Here is a 21,236-nt window from a genome sequence, read left to right on the forward strand (position 1 = left end):
CCGTCGAAGTCCAAAGGATAGAAGGTGACCCAAGAGCAGCAAATGGAGTACATCAATGGCCACCCCCAAACCTGTAGTCCTGTGCATTCTTGATGGTTGGGGCCTGTCCGAGGACACAAAAGCCAACGCACCCTATCTGGCAAACACGCCGACGTTTGACGCGATCATGTCTGAGTGCCCGCATTCAACCCTGATCACCCACGGCCCCGATGTGGGTCTGCCTAGCGGGCAGATGGGCAACTCAGAGGTCGGGCACACCAATATCGGTGCAGGGCGTGTGGTCGCCATGGATCTGGGCCAGATCGACCTTTCCATTGAAGACGGGACATTCTTTGAAAACGAAGCTCTGCAAGCTTTCATCGCCAGTGTTAAGTCCGTTGGCGGTACTGCGCATCTGATGGGGTTGATCTCGGATGGAGGCGTGCATGGTCATCTGAACCATATCCTTGCCGCAGCCACTGCCATAACGGATGCCGGTGTCCCGGTTGCACTGCACGCAGTGACGGACGGGCGTGATGTCGCGCCAAGGTCAGCTCTGACTTACATCGCTGAGCTGGAAGAACGCCTGCCCGAAAACGTACGCATCGTCACCGTGAGCGGGCGGTACTTTGCCATGGATCGCGACAATCGCTGGGAGCGTGTCAGTGAAGCATATGGTGCAATGGTCAACGGGCAGGGCCGAACAGCCAGCAGCGCCCATGGCGCGGTTGATCACGCCTATAACCAGTCCGAATCTGACGAGTTTGTCACACCAACCGTATTGACGGGATATGACGGTATTCACGATGGCGACGGTTTCTTTTGCCTGAACTTCCGCGCTGACCGTGCACGTGAAATCCTGCGCGCCATCGGAGAGCCCGGATTTTCCGAGTTCGCGACAGGACCGCGCCCGAAGCTTTCAGCACTGCTGGGCATGGTCGAGTACTCTGACGGGCATAATGCTTACATGACCACGGTTTTTCCAAAGCGCGCGCTTGTAAATACGTTGGGCGAGTGGGTCGCCAAGCAAGGGCTCCGTCAGTTTCGACTGGCGGAAACCGAGAAGTACCCGCATGTTACGTTCTTTTTGAATGGCGGTAAGGAGACGCCCGAACGAGGTGAGGACCGCTTTATGCCGAGCTCGCCGAAAGTGGCAACCTACGATCTACAGCCCGAAATGTCATCCGCAGAGGTTACGGCGAAGTTTATCGAAGCCATCGAAGGCGGGTATGACCTGATTGTTACAAATTATGCCAACCCCGATATGGTTGGTCATACAGGTGATCTGAATGCCGCAATCAAAGCATGTGAAGCCGTCGATCATGGGTTGGCTCAAGTCATTACGGCTCTTGAAAAGGTCAAGGGGGCGATGATTATCACGGCCGATCACGGCAATTGCGAAGTCATGGTTGATCCTGTGACCGGTGGTCCGCATACGGCCCATACGCTTAATCCTGTTCCCATAGCGCTGGTTGGCGGGCCAGAAGGTGCTGTATTGCGCCAAGGACGTTTGTCCGATCTCGCCCCGACCCTGCTTGAACTGATGGGTTTGCCTAAACCCATGGAAATGACCGGGGAAAGCCTGCTGTCATGAAACCGGCTGCTCTGGCAGTGTGTCTGTTTTTGGCCTTGCCGGCGCTGGCCCAGCCAGACGCTTCCAAGGCTGCTTTGGATGCAGCGCAGATGCTCGAACAGGCGTCCATCGCGTTATCCGAAGCCGAAAGTGCCCGGGACCGGGTCAATGCTCTTACGGAGACGATCCATGCCTATGAGGCCGGGTTGGGTGCGATGCGGGTGGGATTGCGCCAAGCGGCTACCCGCGAGGCGCAACTGAGTGCCGACTTGCGGACGCGCGAAAAGGAAATCCGGCGATTGCTCGGTGTTCTGCAAACCATTGAAACGACTGAACCACCCGTTTTGATGTTACATCCCGCCGGCCCGTTGGGGGCTGCCCGCGCGGGTATTATGTTGTCCGAGGTCACCCCCGGCCTGAACGCCAGCGCGCAGGAACTGGCGCAGGACCTAAATGAAGTGCAGACATTGCGTGTCTTGCAGCAAAAGGCCTCGGAAACTTTGACAGAGGGTCTGACGGGCGTTCAGGCGGCCCGCACCCGTCTGAGCGAGGCAATCGCCGACCGCACGGATTTGCCCCGCCGTTTCGTGGAAGACCCGGTACGTACGGCCATTCTGATCTCGTCGACCGAAACACTGGATGGTTTTGCAAGTGGTCTGTCCGAGATCTCGGAGGGAGAGATCCTCGACAGCAATGCCAGCGTCTTGGACAGGAAAGGCCGGATATCAATGCCGGTACAGGGCATCTTGCTGCACAAGGCGGGTGAAACGGACGCCGCTGGTGTCACGCGCCCCGGCCTGATCGTGGGGACACGCCCGCGCGCCTTGGTCACATCGCCAACCGCTGCGACAATTCGCTATCGCGGGCCGCTGCTGGACCTGGGGAACCTGATAATACTTGAACCTCAATCGGGACTTTTGTTCGTATTTTCCGGTTTGCAGGAGGTCTATGGCCGGACCGGTCAGGTGATCCCAGAGGGCACACCAGTTGGTCTGATGCCCGGTGAAATGCCGGAAATCGGCGCAATTTTGTCAACAAGCAGTGATGGCACTGGAACTGACCGCTCAGAAACGCTCTATATAGAGGTAAGAGAAGACAATCGCCCCGTGGACCCGGAATCGTGGTTTCGGACCGACAAGGATGGATAAACGCGTATGAAGAAATTTGTGGTGGCCGGTCTGGCTGGAACTGTGGCAGGAATTCTTGCAACAACTCAGATCGCAGGACCCCTGCTGGCGCAGGAGGCCGAGAACAAGGCAAGCGTCTATGAACAGCTGGATTTGTTCGGCGACATTTTCGAACGTATTCGCGCCCAGTATGTCGAAGAGGTTGAGCCCGAAGAACTGATCGAGGCGGCCATTGACGGCATGTTGACATCGCTTGATCCGCATTCGAGTTATCTTTCTCCTGACGACGCCGAACAGATGCGCGTGCAGACCCGGGGTGAGTTTGGTGGGTTGGGTATCGAAGTCACGCAGGAAGAAGGCTTTGTCAAAGTCGTCTCACCTATTGACGATACCCCCGCCGACGCAGCCGGAATCGAAGCCGGGGATTTCATTACCCATGTGGACGGCGAAAGTATTCTGGGCCTGACGCTGGACAAAGCGGTTGACCTGATGCGCGGCCCGGTCGGATCCGAAATTATCATCACCGTCGTACGCGAGGGTGAGCCTGATCCCTTCGATGTCACTATTATCCGTGATACAATCAAGTTGACCGCTGTGCGCGCACGGACCGAAGGCACCAGTGTCGTGCTGCGTGTAACCACGTTCAACGACCAGACCTTCCCGAACCTGCAGGAAGGATTGCAGGAACAGATTGCCGAAGCGGGTGGCATCGACAAGGTGAACGGTTTTGTTCTGGACCTGCGCAACAACCCAGGCGGCCTGTTGACTCAGGCGATCAAAGTCTCGGATGCGTTCCTGAACGAAGGCGAAATTGTTTCCACGCGCGGCCGCGACCCGAATGAGGGTGAGCGGTTCAACGCCACCCCCGGGGATCTGGCTGAAGGCAAGCCAATTGTGGTGCTGATCAATGGCGGCTCGGCCTCGGCATCCGAGATTGTGGCCGGTGCATTGCAGGATCATCGCCGCGCTATCGTTGTGGGCACCAAGAGCTTTGGCAAAGGATCCGTGCAGACGGTCATGCCGCTGCGCGGCGACGGCGCTATGCGCCTGACCACATCGCGCTATTACACGCCATCAGGACGATCAATCCAGGCTCTTGGCGTCAGCCCGGACATCATTGTTGAACAGCCTCGCCCTGCACCTGCAGAAGAAGAGGAAGAGAGCAACGGGCGTACCCGGTCCGAAGCTGACTTGCGCGGCAGTCTGAACAATGACAGCCTGAGCGAGGATGAAATCCGCCAGATCGAGGAAGATCGTGCAAGGGCCGAAGCAACCGCTGAGCTGAGGAAAGAGGATTATCAACTGGCATATGCCATAGACATCCTCAAAGGCTTGTCAGCGTTCACCCCGCACGGGCCGTCCCAATAACCAAACCAATGGGTCGCGTACCACGCGGCCCTTTTCTTTCTGTCTCGCGAGATTTCATTTCATCATCCAGCAGCGCAATCCGAAGGCGTCGCGCAGAGAGCGCATAACCGAATGGATGATCCGATTTCGCAAGCGTTTCAGCCGTCTCCGCGGCTTACCCGTCGGAAAGCGCGTTTCAGCATATCCAACTCCGCGCGCAAAAGGTCCACTTCCGCCCTGAGATCATCGGCGGCGGGCTCTCCTGCTATTATGGAGAAACTCCCAAGTTTATCGACACTGCCTGCGTCGACTATGACGAAGCTGTGCACGCCTTCGGACAGGGCTGTGACGGGTACCGGAACATACAGATTCCATCCGTTGTCTGTAGGTGAAAGCTCAACACCCTCCAGAGCTTTGCCCAGATATCGAACCTCCAACTCTGGTTGCCGTTCGGCCTCAACATGGCCGTGCCAAATACCGTTTTCGAACCGAATGAAAGTCAGGGATGGTTGTGTCATCTTTGATCGTCTCACAAGTCCGCGCGATGGAAGCGGCAAAACGTAAGGTCTCGCACACTCATACGGTTCATCTGCGGTTTCTCAAAAATAAGATCCAGCCAGATCTTTTCGATCCGACGTTCATTCAGAGGCAGGTGAGCCAGGTCGAAATCAACTGCGTTCACGGTGTCAGAAGGGTCTAGCTGCCGCAAAACCTGCTCCATGTTGGGCCCGTGCTGAACATTGAGACGTGCAAACACGCCAGACGGTTTCTCGCAGTCAATCAGGGTTTCCAACCGGATCAGATGCTCGCGTGTCAGGTCGCGGGCAACCTCACGCGGCAAATCGATAGATACCGACAGGAACGACCCCTCGAAGCCAAAAACCTCGACCTCCAGACTGAACGGGGCCAGATCACTTGCCCCCCGGTTGCGGATTTGCCGCACAGCGATTTCGGTCAATGGGCAGTCGTGAAATAAGCTGACCTGATCGTCCATTACCGTTTTACGGGGAACAGAGGCCATGCCGGATTGCAACAACGGCGCGCGCCACAGGTCGGGTCGCCAGCTCCAGTCGGTGCCGACAGGCCGGTGAAACTGAGTTGATCCTATTTTCGGGCGGAGCAAGCGCGCATCCGCCAGTTGGATCAGGCGATCCAGTTGTCCACGCAGACTGCGCGCCTGATCGCGTTTCACCCGCAACTCGGCCTGCGCCGAATCTGGCGCCTGCCGCACGGCCCGGCGCCAGCGGCCGAGCGTCCGGCGATGAATATAGCGATCCAGAATCTTGCGCATGGTCTCTTCGTCCGACAATGTCCTTCTTTAGTCAAAGAAATGAGTAGGAATAAACCCGCAATCACAAAAACACTACTTGAGCGCTACGTTTTCCGGTTGGTGGCTAAGCGTAAAAAAGATAGGTGCCGGATTTGGAGCCTGACCCCGTCAATTCTTGCAATACGTCGGGTCAATGCTTACCGTCTGTTTCCTAAAAATGGGTTACCCCTGAACAGCCAAACATCAGTTCAGCTATCGATAAGGCCAGGCTATGGAGCCCACATTATTTTCTTTTATTTGGAAGCATTCAAAAAAACAGCAACTTGTCCTGCTGCTGTTAACGGTCCTGTCTTTCCCGTTTCTATATGCGTCGCTGGAGCTGCCTAAGCAAATCATCAACGATGCCATCGGTGCGCCAGGCGATACGGTGACAATCTTGGGCATCACAGTGTCTCAGGTTCAGTATCTGATGATATTATGCTTTGCATTTCTGGCTACTGTGGTTGCCAGTGGGTTGATGAAGATGCGCATCAATACGATGAAAGGCATCTTGTCCGAACGCATGCTGCGCCGTCTGCGCTATACCCTGATTCAACGCACGATGCGGTTCCCAAAGTCCTATTTCGCGACCACCAGCCAAGGAGAGCTGGTCTCGATGATCACATCCGAGGCCGAGCCGATGGGCGGCCTTATGGGGGATGCGGTCGCGCAACCGGTGTTTCAGTTTGGCCAGATGATGACAATCGTCACCTTTCTGTTCATGCAAAGCATCTGGTTCGGTCTGGCAAGCGTCGCGCTGATTCCGCTCCAAGCCTGGTTAATTCCGAAGCTGCAACGCCAGATCAACTTGCTGAACAAGGATCGTATTCAGGAGGTTCGGCGTCTGAGCTCGGAAATCGGGGAAAGCGCGGCGGGCATCAGTGACCTGCGCACGAATGGCGGCTGGCGCTATCGTCTGGCCCAGTTCAGTCACAGGCTGGGGACCTTGTTCGAGATCCGGTTCAAGATCTACAACAAGAAATTCTTTATGAAGTTCCTGAACAATTTGATCACTCAGATGACGCCATTCCTGTTTTATTCGGTGGGCGGATACCTGGCGATCACGGGCGAGGTGACAGTAGGTGCACTGGTTGCCGCGTTGGGCGCGTACAAAGACCTAAGCGGGCCCTGGAAAGACCTTCTGACCTACTACAACCAGGTACAGGACATGTCCCTGCGGTGGGAGGTGGTCACCGAAAGATTTGCCCCGGACAACATGATCCCCGAAGAGCTGTTCATCGGAGAGCCGGAAACCATCCCACATCTGACCGGTGATATCGAATTGCGCAATGTGACCGTTCGCGATGGCGACGGCAAAACCATTCTGGAAGACATTGATCTGACCATCCCGCAGGGCGCGCGTGTGGCAATTCAATCCACCCATGCGTCGGAACGTAGTGCGTTGGGCCAGTTGCTGACCCGCGAGGTGCTACCTGTTCAGGGGGATGTGGTCATAGCTGGCCACAAGCTGGACGAATTGCACCAATCAGTTATCGCGGCCCGGATCGGGTATGCCTATTCACGCCCCTATCTGTTTGATGGGACTTTGGGCGATAACCTCATGATGCCGTTGCGCACACATCCGCAGCACGAGGCAGATGCCATAAGAACCCCGTCCCGTCGTCAGATCGAGTCTGTTCGGGCGGGTAACCCACCGGATTCGCTGGAAGATGAGTGGATCGATCCGGGGCTTGCCGGTCTGGACGATATTGATGGAATACGTGACTGGTGGTTCCAGCTGGTGGAAGCTATGGGGATAGACGAGTTCATGTTCCGGCGCACTCTGCGCTCCCAGTTTGATCCAGAAATACACCCTGTACTGGCACAGGAAATAGTCAGGCTGAGAGAAACCATTGCAGAACGGCTGAAAGAAAAAGGATTGGATCGGTATGTCTATAGGTTCGATCCAAACCAGTTTAACCCGGCCGTCCCGCTTGGGGGCAACCTGTTGTTCGCGGCACCGTCGCGAGACATATCTCCAGACATTCTGGCCGGAGACGCGCGGTTCGTGCAATTGCTCAGCACCCATGATCTGGCAGATGACGCGATCAGCATATCGAATGCTGTCATGGATACTCTTGGCAAGACATTTGGGCGGGACGGGGCCGACCATCCTCTGTTTCTGCGGCTTGGCATGTCAAAGGACATGTATCATCGGCTGCTCGACATCCAGGACCGGCGCAAAGCCAAAGGGAATGCCGCGCTGAGCGATCAGGAGCGCGCCTTGCTATTGACAGTGCCTTTCCTTCTGACCGCAGAACAGATCGGCCCGGATTTCCCAGAGGAATACAAGGAAAAAATCCTAGCTATCCGCAAGACCCAGGCTGAACGGTTGCGTGGTGCCATGGACGGTTTGTTCATGTCTGTGGCGCCTGACATCTATGTGCCGCGCTTGACCGTGATGGAGAACGCGATCTATGGCCGGATATCGTTGATGGCGGGTGCCCATGCCGAAGATATCGAAGACATCGTTGCAGAGGCCATGAACGAAGCCGGTCTGCGCCGTCGGGCAGCGGCCATTATTTATGACCTTCCGTCCGGGCTGGGCGGCAACAACCTTCCAACTGTGTTTCAGGAGCGTGCCGCTTTTTCGCGCGCAGGCATCAAACGCCCCGACATCCTGATCCTGGACAAAGCCCTAGCCAGCCACGACTCGGAAAGCCGGTTGCGCACGCGCCTGAAACTGCGGGAACTGCTGCCCGATTCCATCATGATATTCATGGAGGATCATTTTGCACATCCCGAAGCCTATGACTTGTTTGTGGAAATCAAGGATGGACGGATCGACGGCGTCTCGCGAAGCAGACCAGCGCATGAGGACAGCACGTCGGACGATCTGAGCCGGAAACTCGAGATCCTGTCAGCAACGCAGTTGTTTTCAGGCCTGGATGGCAGAAACCAGAGGCTGCTGGCGTTTTCGGCGCAATGGTACGAAGCCAGCGCCGGGCAAGTCATCTTTTCCCGCGGTCAGGCGCCGGATGCGGCCTATTTGTGCATTTCAGGACAGGCCAAACTGGATTGGTCCAACGAGGATGAAACGAAACGTACAATCTCGATCATAGAACCCGGTCGGCTTATCGGAGACCTGTCTATTATTACAGGGGAACTTAGGCAGCTGGATCTGGTCGCGACGGAAGATAGCAGCTTTTTGCGTATTGGCGCGGAAGAGCTGCGTGCCGTTGTTGAAAGCGATTCTTCGGTCGCTATGCAGTTGCTACAGACGGTTGCAGGGTATCTGACGACGCTTTCGAACAGAATCAGCGTGGCCCAGAACGCCGAAGACATGTTTCCACCCGTGACAGATGAAACGGTGCAGGAAGGTATTGGTAAGGATGCCTAGTGCGTATTCAGCTCATGCGCGTTTGATCGAAACAGCCCGCGCCAAACCCGAACTCTGGCGTCTATTGCTGGGGCTGGCATTGATCGCCGTGTTGGTCAGCGTTTTGAACCTGGTGTTTTTTACCGTGGTCGCGGGGTTGGGCTCAGCGAAGTGGGCTCAGGAACTTTTGCAAGGCAGCACACCTTTGGCGCTGCTTTTGTTGCTGGCCAGTTTCGGGTTTATCATTCTTGGCGTGGCAGTGGCCGCACGTCAGCTGCAGCACCGATCCTTAGGATCAATTTTCGGCCAGCGGGGTCTGGTTGCGGCCCAATTTCTGAAAGTGCTGAAAGCCCTACTCATCTTGGGCGCTGTCGGTGTCTTGCTACCGCCCTACGGTTTGGGGGGATCTCTGTCAAAGAATCTGCCATTTTTAACATGGCTCTTGTTGCTTCCGGTCTCGGTATTGGTCGTCCTGATTCAGACCAGCGCCGAAGAAGTTCTGTTTCGAGGGTACATTCAGCAAGCCCTTGCCGCCAGGTTTCAGTCGCCGGTCATTTGGATGGGGATACCGTCTGTTTTGTTTGCCGCTGGCCATTACACACCGGAGATGGCAGGAGAGAATGCAATTCTGTTTGTGCTGTGGGCATTTGTTTTTGGGATGCTTGCATCCGATCTCACAGCGCGATCAGGCACATTGGGGCCAGCTATCGCCTTGCATTTCTTCAATAACATCATCGCATTATTGTTCATTTCTTTGCCAGATAACTTGAGTGGGCTGGCGCTTTTCTCGCTTCCCTTCGATGCATCTGACGCCGAACAGCTTCGTCCCTGGCTGTTGGTGGATTTGGCTGTGATGTTCGTATGCTGGCTGGCAGCGCGGCTTGCGCTCAGGCGTTGATTGCAATTCTTCCCGTGGCGTCTTATTTGACGTCAACACCGCACAAGCCAAGGTTCCGACATGAACTGGATCACAAACTACGTCCGCCCCCGGATCAACTCGATCTTCTCTCGCCGCGAAGTGCCCGAAAACCTCTGGCAGAAATGTGACGAGTGCGGAACGATGCTGTTTCATCGTGAACTTGCGGAAAACCAGAACGTCTGTACCCAATGTGACCATCACATGGCGATTACCCCACGCGAGCGATTCAATCACCTGTTCGACGGCGGTATTTTCACTGAGGTTGCAGTGCCAGCACCCAAAGACGATCCCTTGCATTTCCGCGACCAGAAGAAATATCCCGAGCGTATGCGAGCGGCGCAGAAAAAGACCGGCGAAAAAGAGGCGATGCTGGTTGCCAAAGGCGAAATCGGGCGCACGCCTATCGTTGCAGCAGCGCAAGACTTCTCCTTCATGGGCGGATCAATGGGCATGTATGTGGGCAACGCAATCATCGCGGCCGCTCAAGAAGCGGTTAAGCTAAAGCGCCCACTGATCCTGTTCTCGGCAGCTGGTGGTGCGCGGATGCAGGAAGGCATTCTCAGCCTGATGCAAATGCCGCGCACAACTGTAGCCGTCGAAATGCTGAAAGAAGCGAATTTGCCCTATATCGTTGTGCTGACCCATCCCACCACCGGTGGTGTGACGGCGTCATATGCGATGTTGGGCGATGTCCACATCTCGGAACCGAACGCGTTGATCTGCTTTGCCGGTCCCCGAGTTATCGAGCAGACGATTCGCGAAAAGCTGCCCGACGGCTTCCAGCGCGCCGAGTACCTGCTGGATCACGGGATGCTGGACCGTGTCACCAAACGCACCGAGATGCGTGACGAACTGATCACCATCACCCGGATGCTGATGAACCAACCACCGGCGATCAAAGGTGATCTGCCAGCACCGGCACCGGATGAAACGGCCAAGGTCGCTCAGGCCGAAGAGACCGAGAAAAAATGAACACCAAGACATCTGACGCCATCCTCGACCGGATGATGGCGCTGCACCCCAAGATCATTGATTTGACCTTGGATCGCGTCTGGCGATTGCTGGCCGCTTTGGACAATCCGCAGCTCAAGCTGCCTCCGGTTATCCATATTGCCGGAACCAACGGTAAAGGCTCGACCCAGGCCATGATCCGGGCGGGCTTGGAAGGGGCAGGGCGTTCCGTTCATGCCTACACTTCGCCCCATCTGGCGCGATTTCACGAACGTATCCGGTTGGCGGGCGAACTGATTTCGGAACCCGGCCTGACCGCGGTTCTGGATGAGTGCTACGCGGCGAATGGCGGCGAAAACATCACGTATTTCGAGATCACAACCTGCGCTGCCTTGCTGGCCTTCTCTCGCTGCAAAGCGGATTACACTCTGCTCGAGGTCGGTTTGGGCGGACGGCTGGATGCAACAAATGTGATTGATGAACCGGCGGTGACAGTCATTACGCCTGTTTCAATCGATCATGAACAGTATCTGGGCGACACCCTGGGAAAGATTGCCGCCGAAAAGGCGGGCATTATCAAACCCGGTGTGCCATGCATCGTCGGCCCGCAGGAAGACGAGGCACTGGAGGTGATCGAGTACACAGCCGCCCGGTTGGGCGCACCGCTACTTGTACATGGCCAGCATTGGCACGTTCATGAAGAAAACGGGCGCTTGATCTATCAGGACGAAACCGGGTTGCGTGATCTGCCGCTCCCCAACCTGCTGGGTGCACATCAGTTCCAGAATGCCGGTGCTGCCTTGGCGGTTCTGCGTCATCTTTCAATGGGTGACACTGCCTACGAGGCTGCCGTGTCCAATGCCAATTGGCCCGCGCGTATGCAACGTCTCAAAACCGGCCCGCTGACCGAGCAAGCCCCCCAGGTCGAACTGTGGCTGGATGGAGGGCATAACGCGGCCGCAGGCATCGCGCTTGCCGATGTGCTGGCAAAGATGCCGCAACGCCCTACGCACATAATCTGCGGTATGCTCAACACGAAAGACGTGACTGGGTACCTCGCGCCACTGTCAAGACAGGTTGCAAGCCTGACCGCCGTCTCCATACCGGGCGAGGCGGCCACGCTCAGCGCCGAAGAAACCGCCGCCGCTGCCACCAAAGTTGGCCTGCCTTCTTCAGTCGCTGCAAGTGTTTCGGAAGCGTTGAAGACAATCACGGACAAAGACCCACAGGCGCGTGTCCTGATCTGCGGCTCCCTTTATCTTGCCGGAAACATCCTGCGCGAAAACGGTTAAGCTTCATCTTTTCGCAAATACTCCGGGGGAGGCGCGCGCAGCGCGACGGGGGCAGAGCCCCTACTTCCCCCAGTTCTGGTCCTGCATTTCCCGCAGGCGCGATGCAGTACGCTCAAACTCAAAGGTGCCTTCTCCTTCGACATACAACATCTCGGGTTCCGCCGCAGCCGAGCAGATCAACCGAACTTTTGCCTCGTAGAGCGCATCTATCAGGATGACAAAGCGCTTGGCTTCATTGAAGTTATTTCTCGACAAACGGGGGATATCCTCAAGCACCAACACTTTAATTGCTTCTGCAATAGCCAGATAGTCCGCCGGTCCCAGCATCCGGCCACACAGGTCATAAAACGAAGCCCGTGCAACCCCGTTGCGAAATGCGGGCAGTTCGACGGCGCGTCCTTTGACCTGCAATATCAACGGATCGGCAGGTCCGCCTGCAAGATCTTTCCAGACATCCCGTAATTTCTGCCGCGCTTCTGGTCCGATGGGTGCAAAATAGACCGGAGCCCCCTCTAATCTGTTCTGACGGTAATCCGTGGGCGATACCAGTTCCCATACCTGCAACTGGTCTTTGATATGGGCAATAAAAGGCAGGAACAATTGCCGGTTCAACCCATCCTTATACAGCGCGTCCGGATGCCTGTTCGACGTGGTCACGACAACAACGCCACCTTCATGCAGCAGGTCAAACAAACGGCCGACGATCATCGCATCCGTAATGTCAGTGATCTGCATCTCGTCGAAGGCCAGCAGGCGGACGGATTTCACCACCTCCTTTGCCACGGGTGCCAGAGCATCTTCGACGTTCTCTTTCCGGGCCTTGTGCATTCCGGCATGGATTTCCTGCATGAAGGCATGAAAGTGAACGCGCCGTGCGGGGACTTCACCCAGCGTGTCGACGAACATGTCCATCAGCATCGATTTTCCACGTCCGACGCCACCCCACAGGTATAGGCCTTTAGGCGGAGGCGGAGCCTTGCGGAAAAACCCTCGTTTAACCGGCTCGGCCAGTGCCGCACGGATGCGCTCAAACTGGGGCAACACGGCTTCTTGAGCGTCGTCACGCGTCAGAGTTCCATCCTCGACGCGGGCTTCGTAGTGCGAAATCAGATCCGTCATGACCCAGAGCCTTACCCATGACCCAGCCCGTTGAAAAGAAGCCTTTTCCCTGACGTATCAAATTTGCTTATCCGTGACCGCAAATCTGTTGAATTGACGCAACCCGTAAATCCAGTACGGTCCGTCGGACCAAGCTACCCGAGGTCTCTATGCCGCAATCCACCCGCATGTTGAACCCGATCCTGATCGTTGGATGCATCATCATCACAGTCAGCTTTGCCGTGCGCGCGTCTTTCGGCGTGTTTCAGATTCCGATCGCCAGTGAATTTGGCTGGCTGCGCACGGATTTCTCATTGGCGATTGCAATCCAGAATCTGGCTTGGGGCATCGGTCAACCGATCTTTGCAGCTATCGCTGAGAAAGTAGGAGACCGAAAGGCCATTATCCTCGGCGCCTTGACCTATGCTGCTGGTCTGGTTCTGTCGGCTTGGTCCGTCACACCGCTCGAGCATCAGGTTTATGCGTGGCTGGTTGGGTTTGGCATTGCTGGCACCGGGTTCGGTGTGGTTTTGGCTGTGGTCGGTCGCGCGTCCTCTGATAAAAACCGGTCCATGTCGCTGGCCATCGTTACTGCTGCGGGCAGTTTCGGGCAGGTTCTGGGCGCGCCGACGGCTGAGTGGTTGCTGTCATTCTTGCCCTGGCAACAAGTCTTCGTCGTGTTTGCCGCTGCCATTCTTGCGCTTGTATTGACCTTGCCTTTCATGCGGGCGCCTCAACCAGCTTCAAAGGCAGAGTTGCAAGAAAGCATGGGAGAAATTCTGGGGAAGGCGTTCCGAGATCCTTCTTATGCTTTGATATTTATTGGGTTTTTCAGCTGCGGTTACCAGCTTGGATTTATCACCGCTCATTTTCCGGCATTCGTAACCGAAATGTGCGGCCCGATCGAACCCGGCAGCGTGCTGTATTCCATCGGCATCACATCCACGTCCGCACTTGGCGCGGTATCGATTTCACTGATTGGTTTGGCCAATATCGCCGGGACTCTATTGGCGGGTTGGGCAGGTAATCATTTCCCTAAGAAATACCTGCTGGCCTCGGTCTATGCCGGTCGGACACTTGCTGCGGCATTGTTCATCGTTTTCCCGATAACGCCGCTGTCCGTCATTACATTCTCGCTGGTGATGGGATCGCTTTGGTTGGCCACCGTTCCGCTCACGTCGGGTCTTGTCGCGCACCTCTATGGTTTGCGTTACATGGGAACACTCTATGGCATAATCTTCTTCAGCCATCAGGTTGGCAGCTTCCTGGGCGTCTGGCTGGGGGGGCGTATGTATGACCAGTATGGTGACTATGCCCTGGTCTGGTGGATCGGTGTGGCAATAGGGGCCTTCAGCGCCATCGTTCATCTACCTATCCGAGAGAACCGTCTGGCAGTCCCCGCCTGACGTGACGTTTCGCGCTCGACCTACGTGCGCGTGCCAGCGGTAACGCCGTGTGGGGTGTTAATCTAGCCGACTCGATCCGGAAACAATCCTGCAAGGCCTTCGGCCGAGGCGGCACAGACGCCGCGTTCGGTGATAAGCCCCGTCACCAGCCGGTTGGGTGTGACATCAAAGGCAGGATTGCCACCTTTCGTCCCGTTCGGGGTGACGCGAACATCGGCAATATCCCCCTGTCCATCCACGCCCATGACATGGGTCACTTCTTTTTTATCGCGTTCTTCGATTGGGATTTCCGACACTCCATCCCGAACCGTCCAGTCAATCGTGGGCGAGGGCAGGGCGACATAAAACGGAACCCCGTTGTCCCGCGCCGCCAAGGCCTTCAGGTAGGTGCCGATTTTATTGCAGACGTCGCCTTGTGCCGTGGTCCGGTCTGTACCGGTGATGACGGCGTCAACCAAACCATGTTGCATCAGGTGACCGCCTGCATTGTCCACGATGTAACGATGGGGAATGCCGTGTTCGCCAAGTTCCCAGGATGTCAGCGCCCCCTGATTTCGTGGTCGGGTCTCATCCACCCAGACATGAAGCGGAATGCCCGCGTCATGCGCGTGATACATCGGGCTTGTCGCCGTTCCCCAATCCACCGTTGCCAGCCAACCGGCATTGCAATGCGTCAATAGCCGCACCGGTTCACCTGCGGGCTTTCGGGCTGCAATTTCTTTGATCAGTTGCAGCCCATGGCGACCTATCGAGGCATTGATCTCAACATCTTCGTCTGCAACCTCCTGTGCGAGTGCCCAGGCCCGTTCAGCACGATCACTTGGGGCAAGTGGCATCAGCGAGTCGCGGCATCTGTCCAAGGCCCATCGCAGGTTTATTGCCGTTGGGCGGGTCGCGTGCAATACGTCATACGCGGCGTCGAACGAAGCGTTAGAGCTGTCACGGGACATCTGTTCGGCAATTCCAAACGCGGCTGTTGCACCAATCAGTGGCGCACCCCTGACCCACATGTCGCGGATCGCTGTCGCAAATTCATCCAGCGTTTTCAGGGCAACCACCCGAAAGTCATGGGGCAGCCAACGCTGGTCGATAATCCGAACCTCACCTGCCGATTTGTCCCACCAAATCGACCGGTAATGAGCACCCTGTACTTTCATAATTCGGTCTCCGTTTGCGAATAGCCTGATCAGAAGTCTTTCGCAGCCTGCGTTCTTTCGGCGGGCTTGTAAACGGGCGTTTCTGGTTACCGTCTGGCATTTTAGCTTGCCGGTGACTGCACTTACCCTCGGGTCGCTGCGCGAAGTTCCCGCTCTAACGCATCCAGAAACCTCGAACGATCTGCTTTGCTGAACGGTCGGCCGCCGCCTCCGGCCCCCAATGGATTGGCGGCCCGCAGGTCAGCCATCAAATCACGTATCGCCAATTGCTGGCCAATGTTGGCTGCCGTAAAGGCCTCGCCGTTGGGGCGCAAAACTCGGGCACCCGCTTCGACGCATTTTGCGGCCAGAGGGATATCGGAGGTCACAACTACATCCCCTGCGCCGCAGCGTTCTGCAATCCATTTGTCCGCTTCATCAGCACCTTCCGAAACCACGATGACCTGTACAAGCGGGTTTGCTGACGGTCGAAGACCGCCATTCGACACCAGTGCCATAGGCACCTTGTGTCGTGTTGCAACCCGTTCGGCCTCGGCCTTTACAGGGCAGGCATCGCCATCGACATACAGCGTTGTCACGCCTTTTTGGCCTCTTTTTTCTCTGGTTGAGCAGGTTTCTTCCGCACCTTGAATTCGTCCGGGATCGGCATCCGGTTGAAAGCATCCAGCCCGGCGATCTTGTAAGCCTCGGCCAGAGTTGGATAGTTGAACGTGTTTTGAACGAAGTAATCGACAGTGCCCTTCAGGTTCAGCACCGCCTGAGCGATGTGGATCAGTTCGGTCGCACCTTCGCCCACAATCTGCACGCCCAAGACACGGCGGGTTTTAAGCGAAAACAGCATCTTCAGCATACCGTGTTCCAGACCCATGATATGCCCGCGCGAGGTTTCGCGGAATCGGGCCACGCCAACCTCATAGGGAATGCCACGCTCCTGAAGTTCTTCCTCGGACATGCCGCAGGTGGAAATTTCGGGAACCGAGTAGATGCCATAGGGGTACCACGGGCTTTCCGGCAGTGTAGGTGTCTCGAGCGCATGGCAGGCAGCCACACGCCCTTGCTGTAATGAAGTCGAGGCCAGCGAAGGGTGACCGATCACATCCCCGGTCGCATAGATATGCGGAACCGCGGTCTGATATGTCTTGCGGTCTACCTTGATCCGATTGCGGTGATCGGTTTCCAGTCCAACTGAATCCAGATTGAGTTTCGATGTTGCGCCCATGCGCCCGGCTGCAAACAGCAGCATTTCCGCCCGCACGTGGCGCCCGTTTTCAAGGGTCACTTCCACATGCTCGCCCGCATCTTCAATCTTTTCGACAGCCGATCCCAACCTCAGATCAACACCGTTTTCGCGGATCTGATGGGTGAAATCATGAATCAAGCGGCTATCGATGAAGTCCAGAAACGTATCCCGCGGCTCGATCAGCGTCACCCGAACGTCCAGTGCCGAGAACATCGTGGCGTATTCGACCCCAATGACCCCGGCACCGATAACAACCAGTGAACGCGGGATTTCCGCCATTTCCAGAAACTCGTCGCCATCGACCACGGTCTTGCCGTTAAACGGAACATAATCGGGGCGGTAGGTCTTGGTTCCTGTCGCAATCAAAAACTTGGCGGCCGTTACACGTGTGGTCTCTCCGGCATCGGTGGCGACTTCCACTTCATGTGGCCCGACGAACTTGGCTAAACCGTCCAGAGTATCGACGTGGTTCCGGTTGAACTGATGTTCCAACACATCGACCTCGTGATCGAGGGTCATGTGCAGGCGGGCTTTCAGATCTTCGGCGCGGATCTGGTCCTTGACCCGATAGGAACGGCCATAAAAGCTGCGCTCGCGCCAGCCCGACAGGTTCAGAACCGTTTCGCGCAATGTCTTGGATGGGATAGTTCCGGTGTGAACGGACACCCCACCAAAACGGTCTTTTCGGTCAATCACCAGAACCCGTCGCTTGAGCTTGCCAGCCTGAATGGCCGCAGAACGCCCCGAAGGCCCGGACCCGATGATGACCAGATCATAGTCGTATTTGCTCATATCTCAGTCTCCGTACAGCGCTTCGGCGTGGAAAACGATGTGATCTTCCATGAAGGTAGATACGAAGAAATACGAATGGTCATACCCCGGCTGGAGGCGGAAGGTTGCTTGCTGGCGACGCTCAGCGATGGCTTGGGCAAGCGCTTCTGGGCGCAGCAGGTCCATGAACTGATCATTGGTGCCCGTATCGATCAGGATGGGGCCGTCGAAACCGGTTTCTTTCATCAACAGGGAAGCATCGTGTTTGGCCCAAAGGGATTCATCATCCCCCAGATACGCGCCCAGCTGTTTGCGCCCCCAGTCAGCGCCCGTCGAGTTCGCGATGGGTGCGAAGGCCGAAACCGAGCGGTACCGTCCTGGAAGGTTCATGGCCAACGTCAATGCACCATGCCCGCCCATGGAATGACCCGTAATGGCCTGACGTTCGCTATCGATGGCAAAGCTTTCGAACAGCAGGGTAGGCAATTCGTCGGCAATGTAGTCCCACATCCGGAAATGCGGTGCCCAGGGCTCCTGCGTGGCGTTCACGTAGAACCCAGCGCCCTGACCCAAATCGTAGTCGTCATGATCCGCAACACTTTTACCGCGTGGCGAAGTGTCGGGAAATACCACTGCAATGCCTTGTTCCGCAGCCCAAGCTTGTGCGCCGGCTTTTGTCATCGCGTTTTCATGGGTGCAGGTCAGACCAGACAGATACCACAAGATCGGAACCGGGCCATCTTTCGCCTCGGCCGGAAGAAAAAGGCCAAACGTCATGTCGCATTGGCATGTCGACGAAGCATGGCGATACACGCCTTGCACTCCGCCGAAACAGGCATTTTCCGAAAGGGTTTCCATTAGGCATCGTCCTTATTCTAGAGTCGCAACATGGCTAACGATCCACGGACCCGGCGTAAAGTCCGAGTGCCTTTGGAGTGAGTATTTTTGAAAGGGTGAAGGTCAGGGGGTACCTAGAGCCGCAATAACAAGTGGTATGGTGACAATGCTGACGAGCGTCGACAGTAAAATAGCAGCCGAGGCGCGCTGTGGGGCAATGCCGTAATGCGCGGCCAGCATATAGACATTTCCTGCTACGGGCAGAGCTGCTGCTGCAATTGCAACGCTTGCCGGGAATGTTTCGATCGGGATCAGCCAGATCAGGGCGATTGCTACGAAAAGCGGGTGGAGCACTAGTTTGCAGAAACTCAACCAGGCTGCGATCTGAAATCTTTCCGCGGATTTGCCAGCAAGGGACGCACCGATTGCAAAAAGCGCTCCGGGGGTTGCGGCACCACCGAGGATGGTCAGAAAGTTGTTCAGCGGATCGGGAACCGGGATTTGCAGGGATGACCAGACGAGCCCGGCAGAGATCGAGACAATCATCGGGTTCTTGAGCAGACCCATTCCAATCAGTTTGAAAGTGGCTGGCGTCAGCCTTCCGTCACGCCCACCGTTGATCAGGATCACGATCAGAGACGAGAATACAACCAAATCTACGGTCAGGACCAGCATGACCGGGCCAATAGCGGCTTCGGTGAACAGCATCGCGAGCATTGGCAGGCCAAGAAAGCCAACGTTCCCAATAGCAGCGCATTGTGCCTCAACCGCCGAAGTAGGCACGTCAAGGCCGCGTATCCACGCTATGCAAGTTGCTATGCCATAAACAGCAGCGGTTCCTACGAGATAACCGAAGATCAGTCTTGCGTTGAAAATCTCTGCAAAGGGCAGGGTCGCTGCAAATCGAAACAACATTGCCGACAGCGCGAAGAAGAAGACGAACTTGGTCAGATATGCGGTTGCTTCGGCCGTAAAGAACCGTGTGCGCCCAGCCCAAAAGCCAAGGCCGATGATTGCAAAAAAGGGCAGTGTACGCAAAAAGATATCGGCCATGGGCCAAGTCCTAGCACGGTTTAGAACCGTCGCAAGAGCTCAACACCCCAAATTGGGCGAGGTCAGAGTTAAGGGGGATACGAGAATCCTTGTACCTGAACCGAACGGTTTATAAACTGTGACAGGTATTGATCGAGGAGATGACATGACCCAGACCGCCACCATCCTGCGCACAGGCCGAAAGTTTGATCAGGTTTTGCGCGGGGCCCGAGAGGTTTTCATGGCGGACGGATTCGAGGGCGCAAGCGTGGATGACATTGCCCGCGCGGCTGGAGTGTCAAAAGCAACCTTGTACAGCTATTTTCCGGACAAGCGCCTTTTGTTCATGGAAGTTGCACAAACGGAATGCTGTCTTATGGCCGAACGGGTCGTCGCGATGATCGACGAGACCAAACCCGCACGAGAAGTTTTGATGATCGCGGCCACACAGTTGACGGCGTTTCTGGTTTCAGATTTCGCGCAGCAGGTTTTCCGCATTTGTGTTGCCGAACGAGACCGGTTTCCGGAACTTGGCCGCGCATTTTACGAAGCGGGGCCGCAAAACGGCCAGCGTCAAATGGCAGAATACCTTGAAAAAGCCGTGGCTAAAGGTGAGTTAGCAGTTGAAAATGTCCAAATAGCGGCTGAGCAGTTTTCCGAGCTTTGCAAAGTACGGATCTGGACCCGGGCTGCATTTGGAATTCAGAATTCATTCAGCAAAGAAGAAATCGCTGAAGTAGCGACACAAGCCGTGGACATGTTTCTTGCCCGGTATGGGGTTTGATCCAAGAAAGAAATGGCCCATATCCGGATCAGGGACACAGGCCATTGCTCACACACCAGAACACTCGATGCAGTTCAGCTTACTGCGATAAGTCTTTTCAAACTCTTTATTTGTCGAACTATTGGCGTGGCTTGGGACCCAACATTGGCCGGAAAGAAAAGCAGGTCAGCGTTCAAACTTGTTGCCCAGCTTGATGCACTTTAGCTCGTTAGCAACAGGCCAAGCCAGAAAGAAAACCAGCACAGAGCAAGGCTGATCAGAATATTGCCTGCTGCCAAAAGCAATGTGCGCTCGCGGTGAAGTTCGAGCGATTGGTAGGCAAAGCTGGAGAATGTTGTAAAACCACCGCAAAACCCGAAAACAAGGCGTTTTTGGTCCTCTGGAATGTCTACTGGACCTCCTAAAAACCCAACCCAGATCCCCAGCAGCAAGCTACCCAACACATTTACGAGCAAGGTTGCTAGTGGCAAGTCGTGCCGAATCTTCAGCGCCAGCCAATGGCGCATCACAGCCCCCAGACCTCCGCCCAACGCGAACATGGAATGAAGATACACTTCGCTCATGACGGCGTCTTTTCGGAATGAAAATGCCGTCCAAGTCTTTCACCAAACAGCGCGGCAGCAAGGCCAAATGAAACTTCAAGCCCGATTGCCAGGGACGTTACCCATAGGCCGCCGTCGGCTATTCGTTCAAGATCTGCAACAAAAGACGAAAAGGTCGACAATCCACCGCAAAACCCGACGGCGCCAAGATGCAGAACATGCGCGTGCACCTTATGGCGCACGGAATATAGCGAGCCCAGAACAAAACAGGCGACTACGTTGATGCCAAAAGTCGAGGTGAGAAAGCTTAGGCCTGGGATCTCTAGTGCAAACGCCTCACGCAACAACGACCCAAGCGCACCGCCTGCGAAGACGGACAGAAACATCACGCTTTTTCGGTCACGCCAGAGGTGGGATTGTGTGTTTGCCAAGGATCGGCCCTTTGTCGTCCGTTAAGCGTGATTTATCCGCCGGTTGCACCGGGTTCAACAGTTGGGAGGTTCGTAACATGATTTCACGTTTGCGTCCCTCAGCAGACATTTTTCCGCGGGCA

General features: G+C 55.9%; 19 protein-coding genes. 9 read left to right on the forward strand and 10 right to left on the reverse strand.

What is annotated here, in order from left to right:
• Positions 1 to 55 precede the first annotated feature (55 nt).
• The 3 genes from gpmI to ACR0D9_RS13755 are packed head-to-tail and all read left to right on the forward strand — an operon-like array spanning position 56 to position 4,047.
• Positions 56 to 1,573, forward strand: coding sequence for a 2,3-bisphosphoglycerate-independent phosphoglycerate mutase (gpmI, locus tag ACR0D9_RS13745; protein ID WP_480483693.1), 1,518 nt, complete (start codon positions 56 to 58; stop codon positions 1,571 to 1,573).
• Positions 1,570 to 2,700, forward strand: coding sequence for a murein hydrolase activator EnvC family protein (locus tag ACR0D9_RS13750; RefSeq protein WP_480483694.1), 1,131 nt, complete (start codon positions 1,570 to 1,572; stop codon positions 2,698 to 2,700). Before gpmI ends, ACR0D9_RS13750 begins: the two co-directional genes overlap by 4 nt.
• Positions 2,701 to 2,706: 6 nt before the next feature.
• Positions 2,707 to 4,047: a S41 family peptidase gene (locus ACR0D9_RS13755; RefSeq protein WP_209507125.1), complete on the forward strand. Its 1,341-nt coding sequence runs from the start codon at positions 2,707 to 2,709 to the stop codon at positions 4,045 to 4,047.
• A 137-nt stretch (positions 4,048 to 4,184) separates the two neighbouring features.
• Here the strand turns inward: ACR0D9_RS13755 and ACR0D9_RS13760 are convergent, their stop codons facing one another.
• Both ACR0D9_RS13760 and ACR0D9_RS13765 read right to left on the reverse strand, forming a co-directional pair.
• On the reverse strand, positions 4,185 to 4,544 hold the full coding sequence (locus ACR0D9_RS13760; protein ID WP_480487460.1) for a hypothetical protein: 360 nt from the start codon (positions 4,542 to 4,544) through the stop codon (positions 4,185 to 4,187).
• Between the two features lie 11 nt (positions 4,545 to 4,555).
• Positions 4,556 to 5,317 (reverse strand): DUF6478 family protein, encoded by a 762-nt coding sequence (locus ACR0D9_RS13765; protein WP_480483696.1) that lies wholly within the window; start codon positions 5,315 to 5,317, stop codon positions 4,556 to 4,558.
• Between the two features lie 250 nt (positions 5,318 to 5,567).
• On the opposite strand from ACR0D9_RS13765, the gene ACR0D9_RS13770 reads away from it, so the two are divergent.
• The 4 genes from ACR0D9_RS13770 (at position 5,568) to ACR0D9_RS13785 (ending at position 11,816) form a co-directional block, all read left to right on the forward strand.
• Entirely contained in the window at positions 5,568 to 8,675 is a 3,108-nt protein-coding gene (locus ACR0D9_RS13770; protein WP_480483697.1) for an ABC transporter transmembrane domain-containing protein, read from the forward strand.
• An 88-nt stretch (positions 8,676 to 8,763) separates the two neighbouring features.
• Positions 8,764 to 9,552, forward strand: a complete 789-nt coding sequence (locus ACR0D9_RS13775) for a CPBP family intramembrane glutamic endopeptidase (RefSeq protein WP_480487514.1) — start codon at positions 8,764 to 8,766, stop codon at positions 9,550 to 9,552.
• Positions 9,553 to 9,612: 60 nt separating this feature from the next.
• Positions 9,613 to 10,545 (forward strand): acetyl-CoA carboxylase, carboxyltransferase subunit beta, encoded by a 933-nt coding sequence (gene accD, locus ACR0D9_RS13780; RefSeq protein WP_480487462.1) that lies wholly within the window; start codon positions 9,613 to 9,615, stop codon positions 10,543 to 10,545.
• Positions 10,542 to 11,816, forward strand: a complete 1,275-nt coding sequence (locus tag ACR0D9_RS13785; protein WP_480487463.1) for a bifunctional folylpolyglutamate synthase/dihydrofolate synthase — start codon at positions 10,542 to 10,544, stop codon at positions 11,814 to 11,816. The genes accD and ACR0D9_RS13785 overlap by 4 nt, the downstream gene beginning before the upstream one ends.
• A gap of 60 nt (positions 11,817 to 11,876) precedes the next feature.
• Here the strand turns inward: ACR0D9_RS13785 and zapE are convergent, their stop codons facing one another.
• On the reverse strand, positions 11,877 to 12,935 hold the full coding sequence (gene zapE, locus ACR0D9_RS13790) for a cell division protein ZapE (protein WP_480483700.1): 1,059 nt from the start codon (positions 12,933 to 12,935) through the stop codon (positions 11,877 to 11,879).
• Positions 12,936 to 13,084: 149 nt separating this feature from the next.
• Between zapE and ACR0D9_RS13795 the strand changes: the two genes are divergently transcribed.
• Positions 13,085 to 14,320 (forward strand): MFS transporter, encoded by a 1,236-nt coding sequence (locus ACR0D9_RS13795; protein ID WP_480483701.1) that lies wholly within the window; start codon positions 13,085 to 13,087, stop codon positions 14,318 to 14,320.
• A gap of 62 nt (positions 14,321 to 14,382) precedes the next feature.
• Here ACR0D9_RS13795 and mtnA read toward each other — a convergent pair whose 3' ends face one another.
• The 5 genes from mtnA to ACR0D9_RS13820 all read right to left on the reverse strand — a co-directional run bounded on the left by mtnA (position 14,383) and on the right by ACR0D9_RS13820 (position 19,378).
• Positions 14,383 to 15,477, reverse strand: coding sequence for an S-methyl-5-thioribose-1-phosphate isomerase (mtnA, locus tag ACR0D9_RS13800; RefSeq protein ID WP_480483702.1), 1,095 nt, complete (start codon positions 15,475 to 15,477; stop codon positions 14,383 to 14,385).
• Positions 15,478 to 15,599: 122 nt separating this feature from the next.
• On the reverse strand, positions 15,600 to 16,055 hold the full coding sequence (locus ACR0D9_RS13805) for a YaiI/YqxD family protein (protein ID WP_480483703.1): 456 nt from the start codon (positions 16,053 to 16,055) through the stop codon (positions 15,600 to 15,602).
• Positions 16,052 to 17,509 carry a Si-specific NAD(P)(+) transhydrogenase gene (gene sthA, locus ACR0D9_RS13810; RefSeq protein ID WP_480483704.1) on the reverse strand — a complete coding sequence of 486 codons (1,458 nt, stop codon included), beginning with the start codon at positions 17,507 to 17,509 and terminating at the stop codon, positions 16,052 to 16,054. Before sthA ends, ACR0D9_RS13805 begins: the two co-directional genes overlap by 4 nt.
• Before the next feature lie 3 nt (positions 17,510 to 17,512).
• Positions 17,513 to 18,346: an S-formylglutathione hydrolase gene (fghA, locus tag ACR0D9_RS13815; protein ID WP_480539122.1), complete on the reverse strand. Its 834-nt coding sequence runs from the start codon at positions 18,344 to 18,346 to the stop codon at positions 17,513 to 17,515.
• A 102-nt stretch (positions 18,347 to 18,448) separates the two neighbouring features.
• Positions 18,449 to 19,378 carry an AEC family transporter gene (locus ACR0D9_RS13820; protein ID WP_480539124.1) on the reverse strand — a complete coding sequence of 310 codons (930 nt, stop codon included), beginning with the start codon at positions 19,376 to 19,378 and terminating at the stop codon, positions 18,449 to 18,451.
• A gap of 145 nt (positions 19,379 to 19,523) precedes the next feature.
• On the opposite strand from ACR0D9_RS13820, the gene ACR0D9_RS13825 reads away from it, so the two are divergent.
• Positions 19,524 to 20,141 (forward strand): TetR/AcrR family transcriptional regulator, encoded by a 618-nt coding sequence (locus ACR0D9_RS13825; RefSeq protein WP_480483707.1) that lies wholly within the window; start codon positions 19,524 to 19,526, stop codon positions 20,139 to 20,141.
• A gap of 200 nt (positions 20,142 to 20,341) precedes the next feature.
• On the opposite strand, the gene crcB is transcribed toward ACR0D9_RS13825, so the two are convergent.
• Both crcB and ACR0D9_RS13835 read right to left on the reverse strand, forming a co-directional pair.
• On the reverse strand, positions 20,342 to 20,704 hold the full coding sequence (gene crcB / locus ACR0D9_RS13830) for a fluoride efflux transporter CrcB (protein WP_480483708.1): 363 nt from the start codon (positions 20,702 to 20,704) through the stop codon (positions 20,342 to 20,344).
• The gene (locus ACR0D9_RS13835) at positions 20,701 to 21,069 is read right to left on the reverse strand and encodes a fluoride efflux transporter FluC (RefSeq protein ID WP_480483709.1); all 369 of its coding nucleotides are present in this window, start codon (positions 21,067 to 21,069) and stop codon (positions 20,701 to 20,703) included. The genes crcB and ACR0D9_RS13835 overlap by 4 nt, the downstream gene beginning before the upstream one ends.
• Between the last annotated feature and the right edge of the window lie 167 nt (positions 21,070 to 21,236).

The sequence above is a fragment of the Ruegeria sp. AK11 genome, assembly GCF_056541095.1.